Genomic DNA, 23,190 nt, shown 5'->3' with positions numbered 1-23,190 from the left:
AGAGATGACATAAGGTCAATAAAGCGACGCTGGTAACCTTAGGACTCCGACGCTCATGAGTGATCTTTTCGCCGCCGCAGGATTGGAGCGGGACGCCCCCCGCCCGCTGGCGGAACGGCTGCGGCCCAAGCGATTGAGCGAAGTCGCGGGACAGGCGCATCTGCTCGGCGAGAACGGCGCCCTGACCCGCCTGATCGAATCGGGATCGCTGGGAAGCCTGATTTTCTGGGGCCCTCCGGGCACTGGCAAGACGACGGTGGCGCGATTGCTCGCGCATGAAACTCAACTCAACTTCGTCCAGGCTTCGGCGATCTTTTCTGGCGTCGCCGATCTCAAGAAGATTTTCGATCAGGCGAGGGCGCGACGCGGCGCCGGTCAGGGCACGCTGCTGTTCGTGGACGAGATCCATCGCTTCAATCGCGCGCAACAGGATTCCTTCCTGCCGGTGATGGAGGACGGCGTGATCACGCTGATCGGCGCCACCACCGAAAATCCCTCCTTCGAACTCAACGCCGCGCTGTTGTCGCGCGCCCGCGTGATGACGTTCAAGAGCCTCGACGACGACGCCGTCGAAAAGCTGCTGGCGCGCGCCGAAGCGATTGAAAACACGCCCCTGCCCCTCGACCCGGCCGCGCGCGACTCCCTCGTGCGCATGGCCGATGGCGACGGCCGCGCCGCGCTGACCCTGTGCGAGGAAATCTGGCGCGCCGCGCGTCCTGACGAGGTTTTCGATCCCGCAAAACTGTCCGAGATCGTGCAGCGGCGCGCGCCGATCTACGACAAGGGCCAGGAGGGCCATTACAATCTGATTTCGGCCCTGCACAAATGCGTGCGCGGCTCCGACCCCGACGCGGCGCTGTATTATCTTGCGCGCATGTTCGACGCTGGCGAGGATCCTCTGTTCCTGGCGCGACGCGTGGTGCGCATGGCGGTGGAGGACATCGGCCTCGCCGACCCGCAGGCGCTGGTCATCGCCAACGGCGCCAAGGACGCCTACGATTTTCTCGGTTCGCCGGAAGGCGAACTGGCGATCGCCCAGGCGGTGATCTATTGCGCCACCGCGCCCAAGAGCAACGCGGCCTATCTCGCTTACAAGGGCGCTATGCGCCTCGCCCGTGAACACGGCTCGCTGATGCCGCCCAAGGTGATCCTCAACGGCTCGACCAAGCTGTTGCGCTCGGAAGGCTACGGAACCGACTACGCCTATGACCACGACGAGCCCGACGCGTTTTCGGGCCAGAATTACTGGCCGGATTCATTGGGGCGGCAAACGCTTTATGAGCCGGTGGAGCGCGGATTCGAGCGCGAGATCGGCAAACGGCTGGGCTATTGGGAGAAGTTGCGGAAGGAGCGGGGCGGATCTTGAATTGAGGCTTCCATCTACGCGCTGATGTCATGCAATCCGCTCGATATAACGCGGGCGCAAAAAAGACCGTCATTGCGAGCGGAGCGAAGCAATCCACGACTCTTGCAAGCGGCGGATGACTGCAAGACGGCGCCCACAGCGGCTATTCTACGCGTCAAGGCGCCTGGATTGCTTCGCTCCGCTCGCAATGACAGCACAGAGCACGAGAAATTACTGAAAAATCCGGCCGCCCCCCGACAAAATGACCTGACGCCGCCGCCCATCCGCGCTAAGGAGGTCGGATGCAGAGCTATCTCATCGTATTCTTCGGCGCCGGCTTCGGCGGCTGCCTACGCCATTTCATCAATCTCGCCGCCGCACGCACGATGGGGACGGGGTTCCCTTGGGGCACGTTCGTCATCAACATCAGCGGCTCGCTGGCCATGGGGCTGATCGCGGGCTTTCTGACCTTCCGCGAAGGCCTGCACGGATCGCAGCATCTGCGGCTGTTCCTGCTCACCGGAATTCTCGGCGGCTACACCACCTTTTCCGCCTTTTCGCTCGACGCGGCCCTCCTCTACGACCGGGGCGACGTGCTGGGCATGGCGCTATATGTCGCCGGCTCCGTGGCGCTGGCTCTTGTCGGGGTGTTTTCCGGACTCGCGATCATGAGGGCTTTGTCATGAAGACGTCGCGCCCGAAACAAGCCGCCCCCGCGCGCAAGCCCAAGCCCACAGACAAGCCCGGATCAACGTCTCAGCCGGCGCCCGCGAAAAAGCCCGCGCCCGAAAAAGAGCCGGTGAAAATCGCCACCGGCGTGCAAAATCTCGCGGTGACAGAGGACGAGGACAACATGCGCCTCGACCGCTGGTTCAAGCGGCGTTTCCCCACGCTCGCGCTGTCGCATCTGGCGAAAATCTGTCGCAAGGGCGAGGTGCGGCTTGACGGCAAGCGCGTCGAGACCGCCTCGCGCGTCGCAACGGGACAGAGCGTGCGGGTGCCGCCTTTGTCCGTGGAGGCGCCCAAGGCGCCGGCGGTGAAGAAGCCGGCGCAATCGGAAGCCGATCAGCGCGCGATCAAGGACATGATCCTGTTTGAGGATCGCGACCTGATGGCGCTGAACAAACCGTTCGGCCTCGCCGTCCAGGGCGGTTCGGGCACGAAGATTCATCTCGACGGGATGCTCGCTTCGCTGGCCAATGAACGCGGCGACCGTCCGGTCCTCGTGCATCGGCTCGACCGCGACACCTCCGGAGTTCTGCTGATCGCCAAGACGCGCAAAATGGCGGCCGATCTTGGCGAAGTCTTTCGGTCGCGTTCGGCCAAGAAGATCTATTGGGCGCTGGTGGAGGGCGTCCCAAAACCGTCGCAGGGACGCATCTCGCTTTACCTCGCCAAGGGCGAAGCGATGGGGGACCAGCGCGGCCCGGTCAAGGGGCGCCACGGCATCGAGGAACGCCGCGACATCGAGAAGATGCGTGTCGTCAAACATGGCGACGAGGACGCCCAGCACTCCGTCACCTATTACGCCATTGTCGACAAATTGGCGCCGCGCTGTTCCTGGCTGTCGATGAAGCCGATGACGGGCCGCACCCACCAGTTGCGCGCCCATGCCGAGGCGATCGGCTGCCCCATCGTCGGCGATCCCAAATACGGCCATGGCGACGAGGACCGTCGCCGACGCAGCGACCCCAACCGCAACATTCCCGACGGCGTGGACATAAAACTGCACCTGCTGGCGCGCCGGCTGCTGCTGCCGCATCCACGCGGCGGCATGGTGGACGTCACCGCGCCGCTGCCGCCGCATATGAAACGATCATGGGAATTGTTCGGCTTCGACGCCGGGCAATACGATCCGATTCTGGACGCGCCGGAAGATTAAGCTCCGGCGCGCGCCATCGCGCCGCCGTTACCGCTCGTCGGGCGCGGCGTCGAAGCGGTCGGCCTGCTGCCGCACCGCCGCGGAGGGCTGCTGGAACGAGGCGGCCCGCGCCTCGTTGGGCGAGAAGCCGTCGCGCTGGTAAATGTCCTCGCGGAACTGCACCACGCCTTCCGGCGTGCCCCAGGCCGTGATGTAAACCCAATAGACGTTCACCGGCGGCTCGATCTTCACATCCAGCCGCTCGCCCGACGCGATCACGGCGTCGATGCGGTCGCGGTCCCAGCCCGGCTGGTTCTTCAACAGCCAGGCCACATAGTCGCGCACGTTCTGCATGCGCATGCAGCCGGAGGAGACGAAGCGGAAATCGTCGCCGAACACACCCTTGGCGGGGGTGTCGTGCATGTAAACGCCGTAGGGATTGTTGATGTTGATGCGCACCACGCCGAGCGAGTTTTCCGTGCTCGGCTCCTCGCGGAAGCGGTAGTTGGTGGCGTCCATCGAATGCCAGTTGATCGATTCCGGCGGCACTTCCTGATTGTTCTTGTCGAACACGTGGATCTTGTTGTCCCGCAGGTAATTCGCGTCCTGCTGCATTTTCGGGATCAGATCCTTGCGGATGATCGAGGCCGGCACGGTCCAGTAAGGATTGAAGTCCACGTCAAGCGCGCGGGTCTGCATCACCGGAGACTGGCGGTCGATCTTGCCGACGCCGGCGATATGGCGGGTCGCGACCATATCGTTCTCGACGGTCTCGACCAGGGCGGCCGGAATGTTGGCCGTGACGAAGCGGTCGCCGAGATTGGCGGAGAAGCTGCGCAGGCGCACGATATTGGTTTCGAGCTGCCGCAGGCGGTAATCGGCAGGAACGTTCATCGCGTCCAGCGTCGCCTGGTTGACCACGCCGGTCTCGATCAGGCCGTGGCGGGCCTGGAAGCGGCGCACGCCGGCCTCGATATAGGAATCGAACACGCCCGAAGTCGAGATCGCCGAATCCAGGTCGCCGGTCACCACCAGGCGCTTGCGCAACGCCGCGACCGCGGCGCCGCCGGCGCCGAGCTTCAATCCGGCGCCTCCGGGAATCCGGCCCCAGCCGCCAGTGCCGACGATGCGGCGGTAATCCTCGATGGCCTGCTCGGTCGCGGCGAGGGTGCGCGGCGACAACAGCGGCGTGGTGGAGCGCGTCACCGAAAGCCGCGCGTCCGAATCATAGTGCTGGGCCCATTCGGCCTGACCATCGAAAGCCCAAGCTGGGCCTCCCGTCGGCGCAACGGCGAACAGGAGGGATGCAGCCAGTCCCGCGCCAAGGCTTTTTCCGGGGCGGCGGGCGCAAATTGAGGGAATCGCGAACAAGTTCCTGTCTCCATGACGGGGCCGCTCACGGCCGCGCGTTCTGAATTTGGCGAAAACACTCTTCGATTGCCGTTAACAGAGCGCAAATAGCGCGGCGTTTTTAAGGCGCGCAGGCCCTATGGACGAAAAAAGCCGGGCTCAAGGCCCGGCGAATGGTTAAGAATTTGCGACGAAGATGGGAACGCGGAGATCACAGGCGATATTTGATCTGGTCGGTCCAGTAGCGCTCCAGACGGATCAAGGCGTTGTTGATGGTGCGGAATTCATCGATGGACACACCGCCGATCTGCTCCACCGTTACAACGTGCTTTTCGTAAAGTCCGGAGACGATGTCGCGGATTTCCTTGCCCTCGTTGGTCAGGCTGATGCGCACGGAGCGGCGGTCGACGCGGGAGCGGGCATGGTGCAGGTAGCCCATCTCCACCAGCTTCTTGACGTTGTAGGAAACGTTGGAGCCGAGGTAATAGCCGCGGGTGCGCAGCTCGCCGGCGGTCAGCTCGGAGTCGCCGATGTTGTAAAGCAGCAGCGCCTGAACCGCGTTGATATCTGAGCGGCCGCGCCGGTCGAATTCGTCCTTGATGACGTCAAGCAGACGGCGATGCAGGCGCTCGATCAGGGTCAGCGCCTCGAGATAGACCGGGCGCACTTCGGCGTTGCGCTCGGCGCGCACCGCGGAGATTTCCGTCTTGAGAGCATTGTTCATGGCATCGGCCCCTGGTTCGTCGCGCGCCTTGTCTGCGGCGCCCCTTGATGAAGGCAACATAGGGTCCACGGATGAAAACGAGTTTAAACAACAGCCTGAATCGAAAATGAACGGCGATTGCGGCAATTGAAGTGAATCTTTGTTGAATCCAGATTCTGTTTACCTTGAGTATTTCTTATCTAACCGGGGACTTTCCTTTAATCTGCCGGTGCGCCCAGACCAGCCCCATGTCGATAAGACGGTCCAGCGCGCTGATTTCGCCATTGGCGCGATTGGCGCGCCAGGACAGGAACAGGTAGATCGCCACCAGCACCCCGTCGAAGCCCTTGATCAGGCCGCCGCCCGGAAAGAAGCTCGGCTTGATCGCCGCCACATAGATCTGCGCCATCAGCGTGAGCAGCCAGACCACGCCGCCCCAGGGCGCGACCATCCACAAGCCGACGGCGGCGACGAGGTCCATCACGGCGAAGAAGACCACCGCGACGGCCACCGCGCCACTCCCATCTAGAAAGGAGCCGGCGGCGGGAGAGAGGATGCGCCGCCACTGGTCGAGGCCTTCAAGCATCCACAGCAGCGCCACCGCCCGAAAGAAGATCGTGAGCAGAAAGCTCCAGCGCGCCTGGTCCGCGTCGGCGCCGGCCTTGCCGCCCACCTGGATGGCGGCGGCATATTCGAGTTCGTTTGAAGTATTCGGCGCGTACGTCTTCACTTCAGCTTTCTCCCGCCCACGCTTTACGCCGGCGCCGTCTTCGTTAAGCCATTTGCGCCGGCGCCGCAAAATTTTTCTGAGGCGGCGCCGGAATGTGCTAATTCAGCGTCAGCGCAATAACCCGTCAAAGGAACGCGATATGAATCAGGCGCCTCCTCCCTCCGGTTTCGACCTCGCCCTCAACCTCATCCGCCGCCCGCGCCGCAACCGCAAGTCCGATTGGGTGCGCCGTATGGTGCGCGAGAACGTCCTGACCGCCAACGACCTGATCTGGCCGATTTTCGTGATCGAGGGCGAGAACCTGCGCACCCCCGTCGCCAGCATGCCCGGCGTCGAGCGCCTGTCGGTGGACCAGACCGTGGTCGCGGCGAAAAAGGCGGCGGAGTTGGGCATTCCCGCCATCGCCCTGTTTCCCTTCACCGATCCCGCGCTGAAGGACCCCAACGGCTCCGAGGCGCTCAACGAGAACAACCTGGTCTGCCGCGCCGTGCGCGCGATGAAGAAGGAAGTTCCCGAGATCGGCATCATCACCGACGTCGCGCTCGACCCCTACACCAGCCACGGCCACGACGGCCTGCTGGAAGGCGAGACCATCCTTAATGACGAGACGGTCGCGGTGCTCGTGCAGCAGGCGCTCAACCAGGCCCGCGCCGGCGCCGACGTCATCGCGCCCTCCGACATGATGGACGGCCGCATCGGCGCCATTCGCATCGCGCTCGACAGCGAAGGCTTCACCGACGTGCAGATCATGGCCTATGCGGCCAAATACGCCTCCGCCTTCTACGGGCCGTTCCGCGACGCCATCGGCACCAAGGCGGCGCTGCATGGCGACAAGCGCACCTACCAGATGGACCCCGCCAATTCGGACGAGGCGCTGCGCGAAGTGGAGATGGACCTCGAGGAAGGCGCCGACATGGTGATGGTCAAGCCGGGCATGCCCTATCTCGACATCATCCGCCGCGTGAAAGACACGTTCGGCGCGCCCACGTTCGCCTACCAAGTTTCCGGCGAATATGCCATGATCACCGCTGCGGCGCTCAATGGGTGGCTCGACGGCGACAAGGCCATGGTGGAAAGCTTGCTGGCTTTCAAGCGGGCCGGCGCCAATGGCGTGCTCACCTATTTCGCGCCGCGGGTGGCGGAAATGCTCAAGAAGGGCTGACGAAAGCCCGTCGCGCTTCCGGCGAGCGTGAGCGCGACGCGCGCAAGTAGGGCGCGACGCGCGTCGCGCCCGGCCTGTCCGCTTCCAGACGGCGTCTTCGACCCCGTCGAACCAGGGAGGAGGGGTCATGAGCGCGTCCAAAAACGCCGGGACCAAAAGCGGCGGGAACAGAGACAAAAGCGTCGGGAACAAGAACGGCAAATCCCCGTGCGCCCGGGTGGATTTCCTGTCAAAATTATTTCCCGACGGCAGTTTCAAAACCGAGCGGCTGCTGCTGGAGCCTTTGCAGGGTTCTGACGCTTACGGGCTTGTCATTCTCACCAACGATCCGCTGGTCGCCTATGGCGCCTCGACGCTGCCGCAGCCCTTCACCCTTGACGACGCCCGCGCCCTCATCGCCTTGCCCGCCTCGGGCGGCGGCTGCTTCGCCGCGCTGCGCGCGCTGGAGGGTGGCCAGACGATCGGCTGCGCCGGCGTTCTCGCCCGCACGCCGGAGTTGGGCGACGCCGGCGATCTCGAACTCGGCTTCTGGCTCGGCGCGCCGCACCATGGCCGGCGCTACGGCGCCGAGGCCGCGCGCGCCATGCTGGAGCGGGCGAAAGCCGCCTTTCCGCAAGCGCGGATCGTGGTCGAATGTCCGCGCGAGAACGCCGCCTCCTGGAATTTGTTACGTCGGCTGGGCTTCCAGCCAGGCGCCGGCCATGGCGCGAGGCAAAACGCCGAGCTTTTGGTCTGGCGCGCGGCGGCGGAGGTGGACTGACCGACATGCGGCTTTCGGCCTCGCCATGCGGCGCGCGTGTGAACAGCTTCGCCGCGCCTCTTGCGCGGCGACGGGCGTGGGGCCAGATTAGGTGGGTCAGGGTCCGCGCCCCTGGCTCATTCGGAACGCCGCCATGACCCACATGACCCCGCCGACCGCCGTCTACCCGCTTGCGCCCCTCCCGGCGAGCGCGCTTGACAGCGTGCGCCGCCGCCGTATCACGGCGCTGATGCTCGACCTGATGTTCGTAACCGTGCTCTCCGTGGGGCTTTGGGCGCTGTTGGGCCTGTTGTCGTTCGGCCTGCTGTGGTTCATCCTGCCGCCGCTGTTTCCTTTCGTGGCCTTCTTCTATAATGGCCTGACGGTCTCCGGCTGGCGCATGGCGACGCCGGGCATGCGGGCGATGGATCTGGAAATGCGGCTTGTCAGCGGCGATCGCGTTCCGTTCCTTTATGCGGCCGTTCACGCCGTGCTTTTCTACCTGTGCTGGAGCTTCCCGCCCATTTTCCTGTTTTCGCTTCTTTCCGCCGACAAGCGCTGCCTGCACGACATGCTGGCCGGCGTGATCGTGCTGCGCCGCGTCTGAACGGGGGCGCCATTGACCAGCGAACCGCGCGACCCTCCGCAGTTCTATCTCACCTCGCCGGCGCCCTGCCCCTACCTGCCGGGGCGCGAGGAGCGCAAGGTGTTCACCCATCTGGTCGGCCGCCGCGCCGGCGTGCTCAACGACGCGCTGACCCATTCCGGCTTCCGCCGCTCGCAGACCATCGCCTATCGGCCCGCCTGCGAGAATTGCAAGGCCTGCGTGTCCGTGCGCATCCTCTGCGCGGAATTCTCGCCCAACCGCACTCAGAAAAAGCTGATGGCGCGCAACGCCGACATTTACGGCGACCTCGCGCCGGCGCGCGCCGATGTCGAGCAATTCCGCCTGTTCCGCTCCTATCTCGACTCGCGCCACGCCGACGGCGGCATGGCCGACATGGCCATGCTCGACTATGGCATGATGATCGAGGACAGCCATGTCGAGAGCCGGATCGCGCTCTACCGCCTGCCGCCCGTCAAGAACGGGCTTGGCCCGAGCCCCGGTCCACTGGCGGCCTGCTGCCTCACCGACGTGCTGGAGGACGGACTGTCCATGGTCTATTCGTTCTACGACCCGTCCCTGCCCCGCCGGTCGCTCGGCGCCTACATGATCCTGGACCATATTGAGAAGGCCAAAGCGCTTGGCCTGCCACATCTCTACCTCGGCTATTGGGTCGAGGGGTCGCGGAAAATGGATTACAAGGCGCAATACTTGCCGCAGGAAAGACTCGGCCCCGGCGGCTGGACCCGGGTCGGGTGAACCGCCGGGGCCAATGTGTCCTCAACTGTTTTGGCGCCTGATCGCGTCCCTTGGTCAGGGCGCCGCAACCCACCGTTAAACCGGTCTCGCGTAAACTGCGGCGTTTTCCCGCGGAGCCGCGATGACCGAAGCCCTTCAGCACACATCCACCGCCGACGATATCCGCCAGATCGTCGCCGACCTCGGCTATCCCGCGAATTGGCAGTGGTGCTGGGACAATTACAAGGCGACCATCCTTGCTCTGTCCCGCGCGCGCGGGCTGGCCCGGCATCTCGAAATCGGGGCCGGCCGTGACCCGCTGTTCCAGCCGTCAGAGGCGGCGGAACTCGGACTCGACATCACGCTTAACGATATCTCGGCGCATGAACTGTCGCTGGCCCCGTCCGGCTATGGCAAGATGCTGTGCGACATCGCGGCGCCGGATGGGCCGGACGCCCTCGGGCGCGGACAGTACGATCTCGCCTATTGCCGCATGGTGATGGAGCACGTGCCCGACGTCGCGGCGATGTGGCGCAACATCGGCGCGGCGCTCGCGCCCAACGGGGTCGCGCTGGCGTTTTTCCCGACGCTTTACGCGCCGCCCTACGTCCTCAACGCGCTGATGCCGGAGAAGCTGTCGCGCACCCTGCTGGAGGCGGTTTTCCCGGAGCGCAAGCCGGATGGCGACGACCCGAAATTCCCGGCGCATTACAACTATTGCTTCAGCCGCGAGGACAAGCTGGCTCCGATGCTGCGCGCCGCAGGATTTTCCGATTGGGTAATCTTGCCCTTCTGGGGTTACAGCTATTTTTCCAAATTTCCCGGGGTCCGCGAACTCGACGCCGCCTTCAACCGCCTGGCGGAGCGGCGCGACTGGCGTTCCGTTTCGAGCTTCGCCTACATTATCGCGTGCAAATAGCGCGTCGTTCATGACGGCTCCCTGAAAGCGGCGTCAGCGCGTTCCCGACAGGCGTCGATTGATTTCCGCCGTGAGCGCAGCAAAGGCGGCGGCGTTCGGCTTGAGTCCGTTGCGCGCCCAGATATCCGGGGTGCGGCGGTCGTCGCCGCCGAGCGCGCGCGCGACGTCGAGAAGGTCGATTCCGGGGTCGCCGGACACGCCCGCCCGCAGCGCGGCATTGGCTTTTTCACTGAAATCGCGAATGCTCTCGCGCCAGAATGGCCGCCGCAACAGTTCAGGGTCGAACGGCGGCACAATGGTGGACAGTATCACTTTGCCGCCATTGTCGCGCGCCAGCCGCGCCAGAGCCAGCAGACGCTCCGCCGCTTTTTGCGCAAAGTCCGGCAATCGCTCGGGCTGCGCGAAAGAGGCGCCGACACCATCGTAAACACCGGAAATCAGGACCACCACATCGCCAGGCCGCAAGAAGTCGAACCGATCGAACCTTTGCACGAGTTGCGCCGTGGTTTCGCTGCTCATGCCGCAATGAACCGGATCGTAGCGCGGGTCGAATCCCCCTGTCGGCCATTCATTGGCGAGGGAATCGCCGACGAGGTAAAGACGCGGTTGTTGCGCCTCGCTCGCCGGCTCCGCACGGACACACTTGTTCCAGGCGGGATCGAAGCCTTCGAGATAAGCGACTTTTCGCGCGATCCAGGCCTCGCGGCCGATATCGGCCACGCCAATCAGCGTCGCGGCGCCGGCGACGGCCAGAAACGCCCGGACAGGAACCGCGCGCCGGGACGTCATGCGCGAGCCGGAAGGTCCGCGCAGCCCTCGCCGATGCGCGCGGGATGGCGTGCGAACGGCGGCGGATCGCCCCGAACCGCACCACGGGCCGGGAGAGGCGCCGCAGCATGGACGATGCAAACTTGGAATTTTTCTTCGCTCATATTGGCTCCAGCCGTCACGCGCCGCATAGTGCCGGCAAAAATTTGCCCCGTGTTTAAGAGTCCCAGCCATGAGCAAAATTAAGGCGATCCTCGCCCGGTCGCACGTGATCCTGACCGCCGCGGCGGGCCTGATGGGCGCTTGCGGCGTCGCTGCGGCCGCTGCGGCGGCCCATGTCGGCGGCGCGCAGAAACTGTTCAGCGTCGCGCTCGTTCTGCTCGCCCACGCGGCGGCGATCCTCGCGCTCACGGCGCGCCCGGGCAGGCTCGCGGCCGGCGCCGCCTGGGCCATGGCTTTTGGCGCCAGCCTGTTTTCTTTCGATGTCGGTCTGTTCACGCTTCGTGGCGCGCATCTGTTTCCGATGGCCGCGCCAACCGGGGGAATCACGCTCATCCTCGCCTGGATGACGGTTGTTTTCGCGGCGGCGACGGACGTGAGAAGCAAGTAGGACAAGCGCGTCGCCCAGGGGCGGTTCACACCCACGCGCCGAGGAAAGCGCCTGACGCCCTGCGGTCTGAGGCCGCGCATCTTCAGCCTTCGTTAGCCGCAACATCACGAATTCACGCCATCTTTGCGCTGCTTGCGGATACGGCGTCTTTTTTTGCCGGACCTCCACTTGAACTTGTCGTGGGACGCGCCAAACTAAGCATAAGGAGGTCACCATGATCCTTGCCGCAGCCACCGCACTCGCACTTCTGTTGCTTGCCGCCTCGCGTCGCGCTGCGCCCGCGCGCGTTCCAGTAAGAGCGCGCCGCCGCAACGGCCGCTGAACCTTTCGCCAGCCCCGGTTTCCGCATCCGCGCCTGAAAGCGGTTGCGGGCCGACAAAACAGTTTTCCTTGGCAAGGGGCGCGTCTATCCTGCAGCGATGAGACTCACCTTGACGTTCAGATGGATGGTCGCCGCCTCGGCCGTCGGGTTGCTCGGGCTTGCGGCGGCCCCCTGGACCGTGTCGCAGACCGCGCAGATTTCGGCGCTGGAGCAGCAAATCCGCCAGCGCGCCGGTTTGAGTCTCGCTCATCATGGCCGTTCCGTCTTCGCCGTGCTGCCTCGTCCGCATATTCGCATCTATGAGCCGCAATTGCGCGACGCGGATGGGGAACTCATGGTGTCCGCCAGTTCGCTTCGAGTCGATCTCGGCTTTGGCGGTCTGCTGACTGGAACGCTCGATCTCGCCCGCGCGGTGCTGGCCGACGCCATCTTCACCGTGGACGCGGCGCGTCTGCCTGCGGCGCTAACGACCGTTTCTGCGCGTTCCATCGACGGTCTCGGCGATCTCGAAGTCACGCACGGCAAGATCTTTGTGCGGCGGGCGGGAGTCGAACGGCCCGAAATTGCGGCCGACGACATCGGGGCGCGGCTGGAATGGAGTCGGGCCGGCGCGCCGCTGTCGCTCACCGGCCAGGCGCGCTTACCGGCCATGGGCGAAGATCATGCGCCGTCGCGCTTCGCCCTTTGGACGGCGCAGCCGGATCGTTTGCTCGGCGGTGGCGCTAGCGCCATCACGCTGAGATTCGAAGACGAAGGCCTGCAGGTTGTGATCAACGGCGCGTTGACGCTGGCCCAGGCCCCCCGCTTCGAAGGCCAGGTCGCTGCCTCCGCCGCCTCGCTGCGTACGGCGGCGGGTTGGGTCGGCGTGCCAATGCCGCTGCCCGGCCCCTATCGCGACGCGCGGCTCAAGGCCGACGCTATTCTCGAATCAGGACAGCTCGGGCTGACCAATCTGACCATTTCCGTTGATGGCAACGCGCTCGACGGCGCCGCCTCGATCCGCTTCGACGGCCAGCGGCCCTCCGCAGCGGCGACCCTGGCGAGCGCTTCGATCAATTTCACGCCCATGTTCGAGGACTATCCCGCCGCCGAGGCCAACGGTCAGTGGGCGCGCGAGACCTTTCCGCCAGCGCGGCTCAACGCCGCAGACCTTGATCTGCGGCTTTCGGCCAAGCGCGCCCGGCTTGGCGATCTGCAATTCGAGGACGCCGCGCTCTCCATCATTTTGAAGAATGGACGCCTGGACCTGTCGCTCGCCCAGGCGCGCGCCTATTCCGGCGTCGCGCGGGCGCGCGCCGTCGTCGCCGAAAGCGAAGCGGGCCTCGACATTCGCGGGTCGCTGTCGGCTGAAAAACTCGACATCGCCCCGCTGCTGTGGGACGCAGCCAAGCGGCAGATCCTCACCGGGGCCGTCGGCCTTGCGGCAAGTTTCGAAACCAGCGGCAATTGCTTCGCCGATCTCGCGGCCCGTCTCGACGCGCGCGGCGACTTTTCGGTGGCCGCAGGCGAAATCTACGGTCTCGACCTCGACCTCGCTTTTCGGCGGATGGAACGGCGGCCGCTGTCCGTCGGCGCCGACCTGCGGTCGGGACGCACGCCGTTCGATGGCCTGTCCGCCAAGTTCAACGTCGTACAGGGCGTGGCCGATGTCGAGGAAGGCGCCGCTCGCGGCGGCGCGGTCGCGCTGTTTTACTCGGGGCGCCTCAATGTGGCCGAGCGCTCGGTCGATCTTCATGTCAACGCCAGCCGCGCCGACGCCGAAGGCACGGCGCTGCAATTCGGCTTCAATATCGCTGGCGCCTGGGACGAACCGGCGGTGACGCTCGACGCGGAAGGACTGATTCGCCGCTCGGATGCAGCGGCGCCCCTGCTGCCCGCGCCCCGCCCCGCCCCGCCCAACTGACATGTTCATCCGCCAGTTCGAATATCTTGAGGCGCTGGCGCGGGAGAAACATTTCCGGCGAGCGGCAGAGGCCTGCAATGTGTCGCAGCCCACGCTGTCGGCGGCGCTGGCGCAATTGGAAGATGAACTTGGCGTTCCCCTGGTGGAGCGGTCGGGGCGTTTCCAGGGCCTGACGCCCGAAGGCGAGATCGTGCTGGCCCGCGCGCGCCGCGCCCTGATCGAGATCGAAGCGCTGCGCGCGGAAGTGGCCGAGGCGCGCGAGGGATTGCGCGGCAAGCTGCGCCTGGGGGTGATCCCGACCGCCCTACCGATGGCCGTGCGCGTGACGGCGCCGTTCTGCTCCGCCTTTCCCGCGGTCACTCTGGAAATCCTCTCGCTGACTTCGGATCAGATTTGGCAAAGACTGGAAGGGTTCGAGATCGACGCCGGCCTGACCTATATTGACGACGAACCGCCCCCCGGAGCGTTGTACAAGCCGATTTATCGTGAATCCTACTGCCTGCTGACGCGCGCCGACGGGCCGCTGGGCGGGCGCGAAACCATCAGCTGGGCCGAGGCCGCCGAGCAGAAACTGTGCCTGCTGACCGGCGACATGCAGAATCGCCGCATCATTGACGGCCTGTTCCACAAGGTCGGCAAGGCTCCGCGTCCAGCGGTCGAAACCAATTCGATTTTCAACCTCATCACCCACGCGGCGCTGCCGGGCGTCGCCAGCGTCTCCTCGCGTCAGGTTCTCGAACTTTTCGGGCCCCTCGCCGGCGTCATCGCCCTGCCGCTGGTCGATCCGGAAGCGCAGCGCACCATCGGCCTGGTGGTGGCCGACCGGCAACCGCTGCCGCCGCTGCCGCGCAAGTTCTTCGCCAGCGCGCCGTCCCTGGATGATCTGGAGGCATAAAGCCTATAGTTTCAGACGCGAGCGGCGCGGCGAACTGCGGTCCTAGCCTGGGACATTTGACGTCGGAAGCGTGAATTCGAAGATCGCGCCACGTGGCTGGTTGGGGCGAAAGCGAATCTCGCCGCCATGGGCCTCGACAATGCTCCGGCAAATCGACAAACCCACGCCCATGCCGAACATTTTCGTGCTGTAGAAGGCTGAGAACAGCTTCTCCCGCGCGTCCGGCTCGACGCCCACGCCATTGTCGGCGACGCTGACGCTAATGTGGCCCGGATCGAGCTGGGCGAGTGAGATGTGAATTTCCGGGGCGCTGGTCATACGCAGCGCTTCCTCCGCGTTTTGCAGCAAATTGACCACGACCTGCTCGATCTGAATACGATCCACCACCGCTTCGAAACTTCGCTCCGGTGCGAACACGACCGGCGCCCGCAAACGCGACGGCCACAGTTGCAGAGCTTCCTCGATCAGCGCCGCGAGATCTTCCGTCTCGCGAGTTGGGGGCCGCTTTTCAATGAAGCCGCGCAAGCGCTTGAGAATCTCGCCGGCGCGACGCGCCTGAGCCTCGATTCGGCCGATCATCTCGGCTTCCGCTCCCGGAGCGCGGCGACAGGCGGCGGAAAAATTCAGGATGGCGGCGATCGGCTGGCCGACTTCGTGAGCGAGCCCGGCCACCACTTCCCCCATTTCATTGAGCCGGACGACATGGGCCAGTTCGTCGCGCAAAGCTTCCACACGGCGTCGCTCCTCGCGGATCGGGCTGAGATCGCGCATGAAACCGACGAAAATCGCGCCGCTGTCGTCCTTCGCCTCGCTGACCGTCAACTCCAGGGGGAAAATCGTCCCGTCCTTGCGCCGCCCCTCGACTTCGCGCCGGCGTCCCACGATCCGACCGTCCCGATTGCTCCGGTAGGCCTCCAGATAGCGAAAATGCCCGGCAAGCGGCGCGGGAGTCAGGAGATCGATGCTCTGGCCGAGCAATTCGGGCACGGCGTAGCCAAAGACTTCGCATGTGGCGGGATTAGCGGAAATCACGCGGCCCTCAGCGTCGATGGTGACAATGGCCTCCATGGCGGAATTAAGGATGGCGTTCAAACGGCGTTCGTTGTCTTCCAACGCCTGCCTGATAGCGACCCGGTCCGAGATGTCCTCGCAATAGATCAGTACGCCGCCGACGCCGTCAAGCGGATGCCTCCAGGGCCGCGCCTCCGACCGCAGCCAGATCGTTCCACCCTGTAAGCGATCGAAACGGTCCCGGTCGCACTTCACGATTTCCCCCGCTAACGCGCGGGCATGGATGGATTTCCGCGCCCCGGCGATCTCGGGCAGCACCTCGTAATGCGACTTGCCGATAATGTCGCGGCTCAGGCCAAAATCATCGCGCCAGCGCGCGCTCGCGGCGAGATAGCGCATATCGCGATCGAACATGGCCATCGAGGCCGGAGCTTGCTCGATGAAATGGCCCAATTGCTCGGCGTTAATCCGATCAAGTTCATCCACTTCGCTTTTCGCGCGCGACAGATCCTGCAAAGCGCGGGCGAGCAGCAACAACACGACGCCGTTGAAGACGAACGCGCCGAGTTGGAGAACGTCTGGCCAGCCGGCGAGCGGAGACAGCGGCGGCCCGAACAGAGGCGCGTGAACAGCCGTCAGGGCGACGGCAAACACCGCGACGCCGCTCGGAATTTCGAGCAAAAGCGCCGCCGCGATCAAGGCTGGCATGAACAGGCTATGCGTGAGTCTGTCGCCGAGGTCGGGTGCGAGGGTTAAACTCGCCGCAAGCCCTGCGAGCGCCAGCGCCGCTATGGCGCCGATGCGCAAGGGGCGCGGCCAGACGGCGATCCGACACAGCCACGCCACCACGAAGGAGGGCGTCGCTGCGCTTCTTCGCGCTGCGGTGGCGTCCTCGCCGACATTTGCTGCGGACACGTCTTCCTCCCGGCGCGACAGCACCGCCGCCAAAACAACATGCACACCGCGCAACGTTGATTTTACGCCTTCATCCAGCTTGGCGAAAGGGCCGGAAACTACTGAATGCTTGCGTCTCGACGTCGCGGATCGGAACGATCCATGATAGACGCCGGTTATGGCCCTGCTTGGGGCGTCGTGACATGACGACGAACGGAGGTCGATCCGCCGGGAGCCCCGGAGCGGCCCGGAGGGCACCTATGATGAAGGAGCAGATTGTCCACATCATCGAAGACGATTGCGCCGTCCGCGAATCGCTCGATCTGCTGTTGAGGTCAGCCGGACTTGCGCCGCGTCTGCACGCCAGCGCGCGCGAATTTCTTGAGTGCAAGGCTGAACCAAATGGTTGTGTGGTCACCGACATCCGAATGGCCGACATGTCCGGCATCGAGTTACTGGCGGAGATGAAGACCCGCCGCATCCTGTTGCCCGCCGTGGTCATGACGGCCTTCGCCGACGTGCCGCTGGCCGTGAAAGCCATGAAGCTGGGCGCCATAGATTTTATCGAGAAGCCGTTCGACGACGAGTTGATGGTGGGATCAATCCGGGCCGCTCTCGCGCGCAATGCCGATCCCGGCGGCCTTGACGCCCAGGTTGGCGCGGCGCGGCGGCGACTGGCGGGCCTGACCGCGCGCGAGCGCGACGTTCTTCATGGGTTAGTGAAAGGCAAGTTGAACAAGACCATCGCCTTCGAACTCGGCATCAGCGTGCGCACGGTCGAGACCCATCGCGCCAATCTGATGACCAAGACTCAGTCCGAAAGCCTGTCGGAACTCATCCGTCTCTCGCTGCTGACCGAGGAAACCGAAGTCGGTTAATCCTACTCCTTGCGCTTGGGCGCGTCCGGCCCTGTCGGCAGCGCGTTCAGAGGCATGGCGTCGTTGGGCAGGCGCGTCCAGGTCTTGGTCTGGCCAAGCATGGAGACGCCGACGTAGCCGCGCAGCATCAGCTTTTTGCCGTCCGCACTCAAATCCATGCGCGCGTCATAGACTTGACCGTCGCGCGGATCGAGCACCTCGCCATCCTCATAGGCCAGACCAGCGCGCTTCATGCCGGTGACGATCGGCAGGCCCAGAATGGGCAATCCCTTGAGTTCACCCTCGCATTTGTCGCAGGTCTTGACCTTGCCCTCTTCGCCCGGCTTGGGGAAGGACTTCACCAACCGGCCTTCGTACAGGCCATCCTTTTCCGTAAAATAAAACCAAGCGTTCGGCTTGCCTGAATCGTCGTAGGACTGCCAGAAGCCCTTGACCGTCTGCTCCTCGGTCGACGGCGCGCCCTTGCCAGCGGGTGCTGCGGTTTTTTCGGACGGCGCGGGAGCGGCTTTCTCGGCCCGCGCGGAAGCGATCTGCGCCAGAGACGCCGCGTTTGCGAGCGCGAAGGCGGCGAGCGCCAGAAAGGCGCGCTTTGTCGGAAATCTTTTCATACGCAAAGTTCCAGTGACTGACGGACGCGCCGGACGCCCCCGTCTCCCTTGGCGCAGGCTCTTATAGACCGCGCGCCGGAGGTTGACCAGACGGAATCGCCTGACACGGTCGATCCTGCCCGCGGGCGAGCACAATGCTGAAATAGACACGCCAACCCGGCGCGCCTTCCCGCCCCGCGAGACGAAACTCCCATTGCGACACCGGGCTGCCATCCACCGCGCGTGCGCTGTGCGCCTCGAGACGCCAGGGAAATCGCGGCCAGTGAAATCGCGATGAGGCCCAGGCGAGCAGCCATGCCGCGCCCGCCACGCCTCCTGCAAGGCTTATCAGCAAGGACAACGCTCCCAATGGAACCTCCCCAGAACGAAATGAAAACAAACATGTTTGTAATTTATTCTTTCATGCTTTGGTTAATTGTCAACGGTTTTGCAGCACAATTGCACTGCACAGCTCACCCATTGATTCACATTCAGGCCTTGCGTATGGTTGGCTTACGCGGAGGCGCGGCATGGCTTACAACCAGGACGAGGAACGAGAGGCGGCGGCGCGGCAACTCGCGAAAATGCTGCTTGGCGAAGCTCGCCGACTGGCGCTGCAATTCCAGACCATTCTGACGCTCGACGCCGGCGTGCATCAAGAGGCGGTCGATGAATTCGCCGCGCTGGTGGAAGACTTGCGGTCTGGCGCAACGCGCGGCGAAACTTCGTCGCGCGCAGAGATCGAGCGCCCCCTGGACAGTGGAAATACGGAGAATTTCATCCTCGACATTATCGGGATTTTCCCGGAGGGCGCCTCGGTCGAGAACATTTTCAACGGCGTGATCGAATCCGGCGCCGCCATGAGCCGGGAGGCGCTGACCGTCCGTTTGCATCGCATGCTGCGCGCCGGCAAGATCATGCGTCCGTCGCAAGGCCACTATGCCCTGCCCCACGCGCCAGTCACGCCATTCCGGCGCATGTCGTGATCGGCCTGTAAGCTAAAATTACAAAATGTGCCTGAAAGAAAAAAGGCGGGCCAAACGGCCCGCCAAAAACTTGGCGTTTACGCCATAGCCGTCTTTAAATTCTCATCGATCTTGTCGAGGAAGCCGGTCGTGGTCAGCCATTTCTGATCAGGACCGACCAGCAGGGCGAGATCCTTGGTCATGAAGCCGGCTTCGACCGTATCGACGCAGACCTTTTCGAGCGTCGCGGAGAAATTGGCCAGCGCCTCGTTGTTATCGAGCTTGGCGCGATGGGCGAGGCCGCGGGTCCAAGCGAAGATCGACGCCATCGAATTGGTCGAGGTCTCCTTGCCCTTCTGGTGCTCGCGATAATGACGGGTCACGGTGCCATGCGCCGCTTCCGCCTCAACCGTCTGGCCATCGGGCGTCATCAGCACCGATGTCATCAGGCCAAGCGAGCCGAACCCTTGCGCCGCCGTGTCGGACTGCACGTCGCCGTCGTAGTTCTTGCACGCCCAGACATACCCGCCCGACCATTTAAGGCAGGACGCCACCATATCGTCAATCAGGCGATGCTCGTAGTGCAGGCCGAGCGCCTTGAACTTGCCGGCGAATTCGGCGTCGAAAATCTCCTGGAACAGGTCCTTGAAGCGGCCGTCATAGGCTTTCAGGATCGTGTTCTTGGTGGAGAGATAGACCGGATACTTGCGGGCGATGCCATAGTTGAACGAGGCGCGGGCGAAATCGCGGATCGATTCGTCGAGGTTGTACATCGACATGGCGACACCGGCGCCGGGGAACTTGAACACTTCCTTCTCGATGACCGTGCCGTCCTCGCCCTCGAACTTGATCGTGAGCCGGCCCTTGCCGGGCACTTTGAAATCGGTGGCGCGATACTGGTCGCCGAAGGCGTGACGGCCGATGACGAAGGGCTGCGACCAACCGGGCACCAGGCGCGGCACGTTCTTGCAGATGATCGGCTCGCGGAAGATCACGCCGCCGAGGATGTTGCGGATGGTGCCATTGGGCGACTTCCACATTTCCTTGAGGTTGAACTCCTTCACGCGGGCCTCGTCGGGCGTGATGGTGGCGCATTTGACGGCGACGCCATATTTCTTCGTGGCCTCGGCGGAATCGATCGTCACCTGGTCGTTGGTGGCGTCGCGGTGCTCGACGGAAAGATCGTAATATTTCAGGTCGATGTCGAGATAAGGGTGGATCAGCTTCTGCTTGATGAACTGCCAGATGATCCGGGTCATTTCATCGCCGTCCATTTCGACGACAGGATTGGCGACCTTGATTTTCGACATGAGCTGGTCTTCCCCCTCAGCTTTGAAATCCCGGCGTTGAGCCGAGCGCCGGCCGAATCCGCGCCGGCGGGCGCGGCGCCGGCGCAGGGCCGGCGGGCGCCCTTGCTCCGAGCCGGGGCCGGAAGCGAAAGCCGCCATGAAGATCGTGCGACAGAATGTCGCCCGCCGCGGCCTATAGCATCGGCGGCAAGCGCTCGCTAGCTCGGCTTTAGGAGAGAATGACAGAAAAAGCCAAATGTCATTCCTCGCGCCGCGCGCCTGAACCCTTCCAACGTCGCACGCCCGCGCCGGGGCGTGCGCGGCGTCCCCGTGGCAAAGCCTGGAACGACAGCCCGGACATTATGCCGCGCCCTACAGTCGACCATTTGTTCGCATTGAGAATTGACCATGCCGGCCCGCCCGGCCATGCTGATCATGAGCACGGTCGCCGGGCGGCTTCGAAAGTCAGAGCGAAGATTTCGCAACTCCTTCCGGCCGGTCCCGTTCAGCAGGTCCGTAACGATGCGCGTATCCGTTTGTCTCCACAAAGTGGACATTTTAAGCCCACCTTCACAGGGTTAAAGGACCCGCTCTCGCTCGAAGGTCATGAATTACCCATGTTGACAATCGCCGAAAACCGCCGCTCCCGCCATGTTTTGATCGTGGAAGACGACCGCGACGACGCTTATCTGCTCAAGCGCGCGCTGACGACCGCCGCCCGCGAGCGCCAGGTGGACCTGGAGATCGCGCATTCGGAGAACGGTATGGATGCGCTCGGCGAGGTCGCCTTCAACGACCTGCTCAACCGTCTGCCCGACATTATCGTGGTCGATCTCAACATGCCCGTCGTCAATGGCGAGCGGTTCCTCAACGTGCTGCGCAGCGACCTGCGCCTGACCAACGTTCCGACCGTGGTGCTGACCACGGCGACCGAGAATTACGTGCTCGACAGCGCCATGTCCGAAGGCGCCGATGCGGCTTTTTCCAAGCCCAACACCAACGAGGAGTTGCTGGCGATCGCCCGCGTGATTCTTTCCTACGGCGAGCCGCCCGCCCCTGTGGCGCGGCATGCGTGAGTCTTCGCGAATGCCTCTGGACAGGCGGCCGCTCCCGCCGATAGGAAAGCGAGGAGCGGGAGCCTGACCATGACGCCGCGCGCGCATCCGACCAACCTGATCGAATTCACCGCGGACTTCCTTTCCAGCCCGGACTTCAACGCGGCTGGCGCGCGGATCGAAATCACCAACGTCCGCAGCTTCAACCGCGACCTGTTCGCGATGCTGGACGACTCGCCCACCCTCGCAGACGCCGAGCGCGCCTTCATGCTCTACATGAACGCGCTGTTCGCCATCGACGTCGAGCAGGCCCCGACGAGCGCGCGCACCCCGTTCCGCTCCTGCTTTCTCAAACTCCTGCAAGGCTGGGGCTTCGACTCCAACGGCCCCGAAGGCGCGGTGATGAAGGGCTGGGTCGAGAGCCGGTTCGGCCTGCGCCCAAGCTACCACAAGCACCCGCTCGACCGCGACGACCCCACCGCCTGGGGCCCCTATCTCAAGGAGAAGATGGACAGCCGCTTCCATTCCAACTCCATCTATTCCCAACTCGACCTGCTCTACGAATTCATCCAGTACATTCTCCGGCGCTTCATCTACCAGGACCGCACCCACATCACGGTCTACCGCGGCCTCAACCTGTGCGAGGCGACGCATCTCAATCGCAAGGCGTGCTGCCTGATGTGGCTCAACAATTGCGTATCGACGTCCACCGACCCCGACGTCGCCGGATGTTTCGGCGACATCATCGTGAAAATCAGGGCGCCCGTGAGCAAGATCCTGTTCGTCAACAACCTGCTTTCGATCCGACCGCTGCGTGGCGAAGGCGAGGTCCTGCTCATCGGCGGCGATTTTTGGGTGACGCCGCAATCATGACTCTCGAAAATCGCGCGCTCGCTTGCTTTCTCGGCTTCGCCATCGGCGACGCGCTCGGAGCCACCGTCGAGTTCATGACGGAACGCGAGATCGCCGCAACCCATGGCGTCCACAAGAACATTGTCGGCGGCGGCTGGCTCAAGCTCAAACCCGGCGCCATCACCGACGACACGCAAATGTCGCTGGTCCTCGCCCGCTCGCTGGTGAAAATCCAGGGGTTCGACGTCCACGACATCGCCAACGGCTTCGCCGGCTGGCTGCGCTCCGGCCCGCTCGACGTCGGCAACACCTGTCGGCGCGGCATCCGCCGCTACATGACTCACGGCAGCGTGGAAGGCCCGCTCTCCGAAGGCGACGGCGGCAATGGCGCGGTGATGCGGGTGGCCCCGGTGGCGCTGGCGACCGTCAACCAGCCGGAAAAGGGCGAAGGCTGGGCGGTGACGCAGGGCCGCATCACCCACCACCACCCGCGCTCGGACGCCGCCTGCGTCTGGTTCGTCCGCCTGCTGCGGCATGCGCTTGCGACCTCGGACAAGGCCCCGCTCAAAACGCTGGCGGAGCAATGGGTCGCGTTGGACCCCGCCTTTCGCTTCGCCAATTACACCGGCCAGTCCTCGGCCTATGTGGTCGATACGATGCGCACGGTTTTGTGGGGCTTTTTCGAGACGGAGTCTTTTGAGGACTGCCTGATCCGGGTGGTGAATCGCGGCGGCGACGCCGACACCACCGGCGCGCTGGTCGGCGCGCTGGCGGGGGCGTTCTACGGCATGCAAGCCCTGCCGAAACGCTGGGTCAAGGGCCTGCAGCGCGACGTGCGCGAGGAAATTTACGCGATTACGCCGCAACTGCTGGCGCTGGGCGTCTGAAGCGAAAGCCAACCGCCGACGGCGCCCGTCTGACGACGGACGATCGGATGAGGGACTGTCATGAGCTTCAAAGCCTCGGGCAAGCCGTTTGCGCGGCGAAAACGGCGAAAAGTGAAAACGCAA

At 64.2% G+C, this 23,190-nt stretch carries 23 protein-coding genes; 16 read left to right on the top strand and 7 right to left on the bottom strand.

Features of this window, described 5'->3' with window-relative positions; all coding sequences use genetic code 11:
• The first annotated feature begins 55 nt into the window (after positions 1–55).
• The 3 genes from CFB24_RS14330 (at position 56) to CFB24_RS14320 (ending at position 3,227) form a co-directional block, all read left to right on the top strand.
• On the top strand, positions 56–1,366 hold the full coding sequence (locus CFB24_RS14330; protein WP_088521319.1) for a replication-associated recombination protein A: 1,311 nt from the start codon (positions 56–58) through the stop codon (positions 1,364–1,366).
• Between the two features lie 281 nt (positions 1,367–1,647).
• Positions 1,648–2,031 carry a fluoride efflux transporter CrcB gene (crcB, locus tag CFB24_RS14325; protein ID WP_088521318.1) on the top strand — a complete coding sequence of 128 codons (384 nt, stop codon included), beginning with the start codon at positions 1,648–1,650 and terminating at the stop codon, positions 2,029–2,031.
• Positions 2,028–3,227, top strand: coding sequence for an RluA family pseudouridine synthase (locus CFB24_RS14320; protein ID WP_088521317.1), 1,200 nt, complete (start codon positions 2,028–2,030; stop codon positions 3,225–3,227). Before crcB ends, CFB24_RS14320 begins: the two co-directional genes overlap by 4 nt.
• 27 nt (positions 3,228–3,254) lie before the next feature.
• On the opposite strand, the gene CFB24_RS14315 is transcribed toward CFB24_RS14320, so the two are convergent.
• From CFB24_RS14315 to CFB24_RS14305, 3 genes are all read right to left on the bottom strand, one after another.
• Positions 3,255–4,577, bottom strand: coding sequence for a L,D-transpeptidase family protein (locus tag CFB24_RS14315; RefSeq protein WP_425332091.1), 1,323 nt, complete (start codon positions 4,575–4,577; stop codon positions 3,255–3,257).
• Positions 4,578–4,767: 190 nt separating this feature from the next.
• A complete protein-coding gene (gene ldtR, locus CFB24_RS14310; protein WP_088521316.1) occupies positions 4,768–5,280 on the bottom strand; it encodes a transcriptional regulator LdtR in 513 nt (170 codons plus the stop codon).
• A gap of 175 nt (positions 5,281–5,455) precedes the next feature.
• On the bottom strand, positions 5,456–5,989 hold the full coding sequence (locus tag CFB24_RS14305) for a DUF6163 family protein (RefSeq protein WP_088521315.1): 534 nt from the start codon (positions 5,987–5,989) through the stop codon (positions 5,456–5,458).
• A 139-nt stretch (positions 5,990–6,128) separates the two neighbouring features.
• Between CFB24_RS14305 and hemB the strand changes: the two genes are divergently transcribed.
• The 5 genes from hemB to CFB24_RS14280 all read left to right on the top strand — a co-directional run bounded on the left by hemB (position 6,129) and on the right by CFB24_RS14280 (position 10,151).
• A complete protein-coding gene (hemB, locus tag CFB24_RS14300) occupies positions 6,129–7,151 on the top strand; it encodes a porphobilinogen synthase (RefSeq protein WP_088521390.1) in 1,023 nt (340 codons plus the stop codon).
• Between the two features lie 127 nt (positions 7,152–7,278).
• The gene (locus CFB24_RS14295; protein WP_088521314.1) at positions 7,279–7,911 is read left to right on the top strand and encodes a GNAT family N-acetyltransferase; all 633 of its coding nucleotides are present in this window, start codon (positions 7,279–7,281) and stop codon (positions 7,909–7,911) included.
• Between the two features lie 133 nt (positions 7,912–8,044).
• Positions 8,045–8,497 (top strand): RDD family protein, encoded by a 453-nt coding sequence (locus tag CFB24_RS14290; RefSeq protein ID WP_088521313.1) that lies wholly within the window; start codon positions 8,045–8,047, stop codon positions 8,495–8,497.
• A 12-nt stretch (positions 8,498–8,509) separates the two neighbouring features.
• Positions 8,510–9,253, top strand: a complete 744-nt coding sequence (locus CFB24_RS14285; RefSeq protein WP_088521312.1) for an arginyltransferase — start codon at positions 8,510–8,512, stop codon at positions 9,251–9,253.
• A 121-nt stretch (positions 9,254–9,374) separates the two neighbouring features.
• Entirely contained in the window at positions 9,375–10,151 is a 777-nt protein-coding gene (locus CFB24_RS14280) for a class I SAM-dependent methyltransferase (RefSeq protein ID WP_088521311.1), read from the top strand.
• 33 nt (positions 10,152–10,184) lie between these two features.
• Here CFB24_RS14280 and CFB24_RS14275 read toward each other — a convergent pair whose 3' ends face one another.
• On the bottom strand, positions 10,185–10,940 hold the full coding sequence (locus tag CFB24_RS14275) for a GDSL-type esterase/lipase family protein (RefSeq protein ID WP_158255261.1): 756 nt from the start codon (positions 10,938–10,940) through the stop codon (positions 10,185–10,187).
• Positions 10,941–11,151: 211 nt separating this feature from the next.
• On the opposite strand from CFB24_RS14275, the gene CFB24_RS14270 reads away from it, so the two are divergent.
• From CFB24_RS14270 to CFB24_RS14260, 3 genes are all read left to right on the top strand, one after another.
• Entirely contained in the window at positions 11,152–11,529 is a 378-nt protein-coding gene (locus CFB24_RS14270; RefSeq protein ID WP_088521309.1) for a DUF423 domain-containing protein, read from the top strand.
• 431 nt (positions 11,530–11,960) lie between these two features.
• A complete protein-coding gene (locus CFB24_RS14265) occupies positions 11,961–13,754 on the top strand; it encodes an AsmA family protein (protein WP_158255262.1) in 1,794 nt (597 codons plus the stop codon).
• 1 nt (position 13,755) lies between these two features.
• Complete coding sequence (locus tag CFB24_RS14260; protein ID WP_158255263.1) at positions 13,756–14,649, top strand: LysR family transcriptional regulator; 894 nt, start codon at positions 13,756–13,758, stop codon at positions 14,647–14,649.
• A gap of 42 nt (positions 14,650–14,691) precedes the next feature.
• On the opposite strand, the gene CFB24_RS14255 is transcribed toward CFB24_RS14260, so the two are convergent.
• A complete protein-coding gene (locus CFB24_RS14255) occupies positions 14,692–16,575 on the bottom strand; it encodes a PAS domain S-box protein (RefSeq protein WP_141098452.1) in 1,884 nt (627 codons plus the stop codon).
• A gap of 242 nt (positions 16,576–16,817) precedes the next feature.
• Between CFB24_RS14255 and CFB24_RS14250 the strand changes: the two genes are divergently transcribed.
• Positions 16,818–17,432 (top strand): response regulator transcription factor, encoded by a 615-nt coding sequence (locus tag CFB24_RS14250; RefSeq protein ID WP_338064185.1) that lies wholly within the window; start codon positions 16,818–16,820, stop codon positions 17,430–17,432.
• Between the two features lie 2 nt (positions 17,433–17,434).
• Here the strand turns inward: CFB24_RS14250 and CFB24_RS14245 are convergent, their stop codons facing one another.
• On the bottom strand, positions 17,435–18,040 hold the full coding sequence (locus tag CFB24_RS14245) for a DUF2147 domain-containing protein (protein ID WP_158255264.1): 606 nt from the start codon (positions 18,038–18,040) through the stop codon (positions 17,435–17,437).
• A gap of 509 nt (positions 18,041–18,549) precedes the next feature.
• Here CFB24_RS14245 and CFB24_RS14240 point away from each other — a divergent pair.
• Positions 18,550–19,005, top strand: coding sequence for a hypothetical protein (locus CFB24_RS14240; protein WP_088521303.1), 456 nt, complete (start codon positions 18,550–18,552; stop codon positions 19,003–19,005).
• A 77-nt stretch (positions 19,006–19,082) separates the two neighbouring features.
• Here the strand turns inward: CFB24_RS14240 and CFB24_RS14235 are convergent, their stop codons facing one another.
• Positions 19,083–20,294, bottom strand: coding sequence for an NADP-dependent isocitrate dehydrogenase (locus tag CFB24_RS14235; protein ID WP_088521389.1), 1,212 nt, complete (start codon positions 20,292–20,294; stop codon positions 19,083–19,085).
• Between the two features lie 596 nt (positions 20,295–20,890).
• On the opposite strand from CFB24_RS14235, the gene CFB24_RS23105 reads away from it, so the two are divergent.
• From CFB24_RS23105 to draG, 3 genes are all read left to right on the top strand, one after another.
• The gene (locus CFB24_RS23105) at positions 20,891–21,349 is read left to right on the top strand and encodes a response regulator (protein WP_158255265.1); all 459 of its coding nucleotides are present in this window, start codon (positions 20,891–20,893) and stop codon (positions 21,347–21,349) included.
• 69 nt (positions 21,350–21,418) lie between these two features.
• A complete protein-coding gene (locus CFB24_RS14225; RefSeq protein WP_088521301.1) occupies positions 21,419–22,201 on the top strand; it encodes an NAD(+)--dinitrogen-reductase ADP-D-ribosyltransferase in 783 nt (260 codons plus the stop codon).
• Positions 22,198–23,067 carry an ADP-ribosyl-[dinitrogen reductase] hydrolase gene (gene draG, locus CFB24_RS14220; RefSeq protein ID WP_088521300.1) on the top strand — a complete coding sequence of 290 codons (870 nt, stop codon included), beginning with the start codon at positions 22,198–22,200 and terminating at the stop codon, positions 23,065–23,067. The genes CFB24_RS14225 and draG overlap by 4 nt, the downstream gene beginning before the upstream one ends.
• Positions 23,068–23,190: the final 123 nt, after the last annotated feature.

Origin of the sequence: Rhodoblastus acidophilus (assembly GCF_900187365.1) — a bacterium.
In the GTDB taxonomy this organism is placed as follows: domain Bacteria; phylum Pseudomonadota; class Alphaproteobacteria; order Rhizobiales; family Beijerinckiaceae; genus Rhodoblastus; species Rhodoblastus acidophilus.
Note: the sequence above shows the minus strand (reverse complement) of the source record. Positions and strands in the feature narration are given on the sequence as shown.

Excerpts from the sequence above, each read along its gene's own strand:
- CFB24_RS14330 (WP_088521319.1), top strand. The coding sequence starts at position 56 with ATGAGTGATCTTTTCGCCGCCGCAGGATTGGAGCGGGACGCCCCCCGC.
- crcB (WP_088521318.1), top strand. The coding sequence starts at position 1,648 with ATGCAGAGCTATCTCATCGTATTCTTCGGCGCCGGCTTCGGCGGCTGC.
- CFB24_RS14320 (WP_088521317.1), top strand. The coding sequence starts at position 2,028 with ATGAAGACGTCGCGCCCGAAACAAGCCGCCCCCGCGCGCAAGCCCAAG.
- ldtR (WP_088521316.1), bottom strand. The coding sequence starts at position 5,280 with ATGAACAATGCTCTCAAGACGGAAATCTCCGCGGTGCGCGCCGAGCGC.
- hemB (WP_088521390.1), top strand. The coding sequence starts at position 6,129 with ATGAATCAGGCGCCTCCTCCCTCCGGTTTCGACCTCGCCCTCAACCTC.
- CFB24_RS14295 (WP_088521314.1), top strand. The coding sequence starts at position 7,279 with ATGAGCGCGTCCAAAAACGCCGGGACCAAAAGCGGCGGGAACAGAGAC.
- CFB24_RS14290 (WP_088521313.1), top strand. The coding sequence starts at position 8,045 with ATGACCCACATGACCCCGCCGACCGCCGTCTACCCGCTTGCGCCCCTC.
- CFB24_RS14280 (WP_088521311.1), top strand. The coding sequence starts at position 9,375 with ATGACCGAAGCCCTTCAGCACACATCCACCGCCGACGATATCCGCCAG.
- CFB24_RS14275 (WP_158255261.1), bottom strand. The coding sequence starts at position 10,940 with ATGACGTCCCGGCGCGCGGTTCCTGTCCGGGCGTTTCTGGCCGTCGCC.
- CFB24_RS14270 (WP_088521309.1), top strand. The coding sequence starts at position 11,152 with ATGAGCAAAATTAAGGCGATCCTCGCCCGGTCGCACGTGATCCTGACC.
- CFB24_RS14260 (WP_158255263.1), top strand. The coding sequence starts at position 13,756 with ATGTTCATCCGCCAGTTCGAATATCTTGAGGCGCTGGCGCGGGAGAAA.
- CFB24_RS14250 (WP_338064185.1), top strand. The coding sequence starts at position 16,818 with ATGAAGGAGCAGATTGTCCACATCATCGAAGACGATTGCGCCGTCCGC.
- CFB24_RS14245 (WP_158255264.1), bottom strand. The coding sequence starts at position 18,040 with ATGAAAAGATTTCCGACAAAGCGCGCCTTTCTGGCGCTCGCCGCCTTC.
- CFB24_RS14240 (WP_088521303.1), top strand. The coding sequence starts at position 18,550 with ATGGCTTACAACCAGGACGAGGAACGAGAGGCGGCGGCGCGGCAACTC.
- CFB24_RS14235 (WP_088521389.1), bottom strand. The coding sequence starts at position 20,294 with ATGTCGAAAATCAAGGTCGCCAATCCTGTCGTCGAAATGGACGGCGAT.
- CFB24_RS23105 (WP_158255265.1), top strand. The coding sequence starts at position 20,891 with ATGTTGACAATCGCCGAAAACCGCCGCTCCCGCCATGTTTTGATCGTG.
- CFB24_RS14225 (WP_088521301.1), top strand. The coding sequence starts at position 21,419 with ATGACGCCGCGCGCGCATCCGACCAACCTGATCGAATTCACCGCGGAC.
- draG (WP_088521300.1), top strand. The coding sequence starts at position 22,198 with ATGACTCTCGAAAATCGCGCGCTCGCTTGCTTTCTCGGCTTCGCCATC.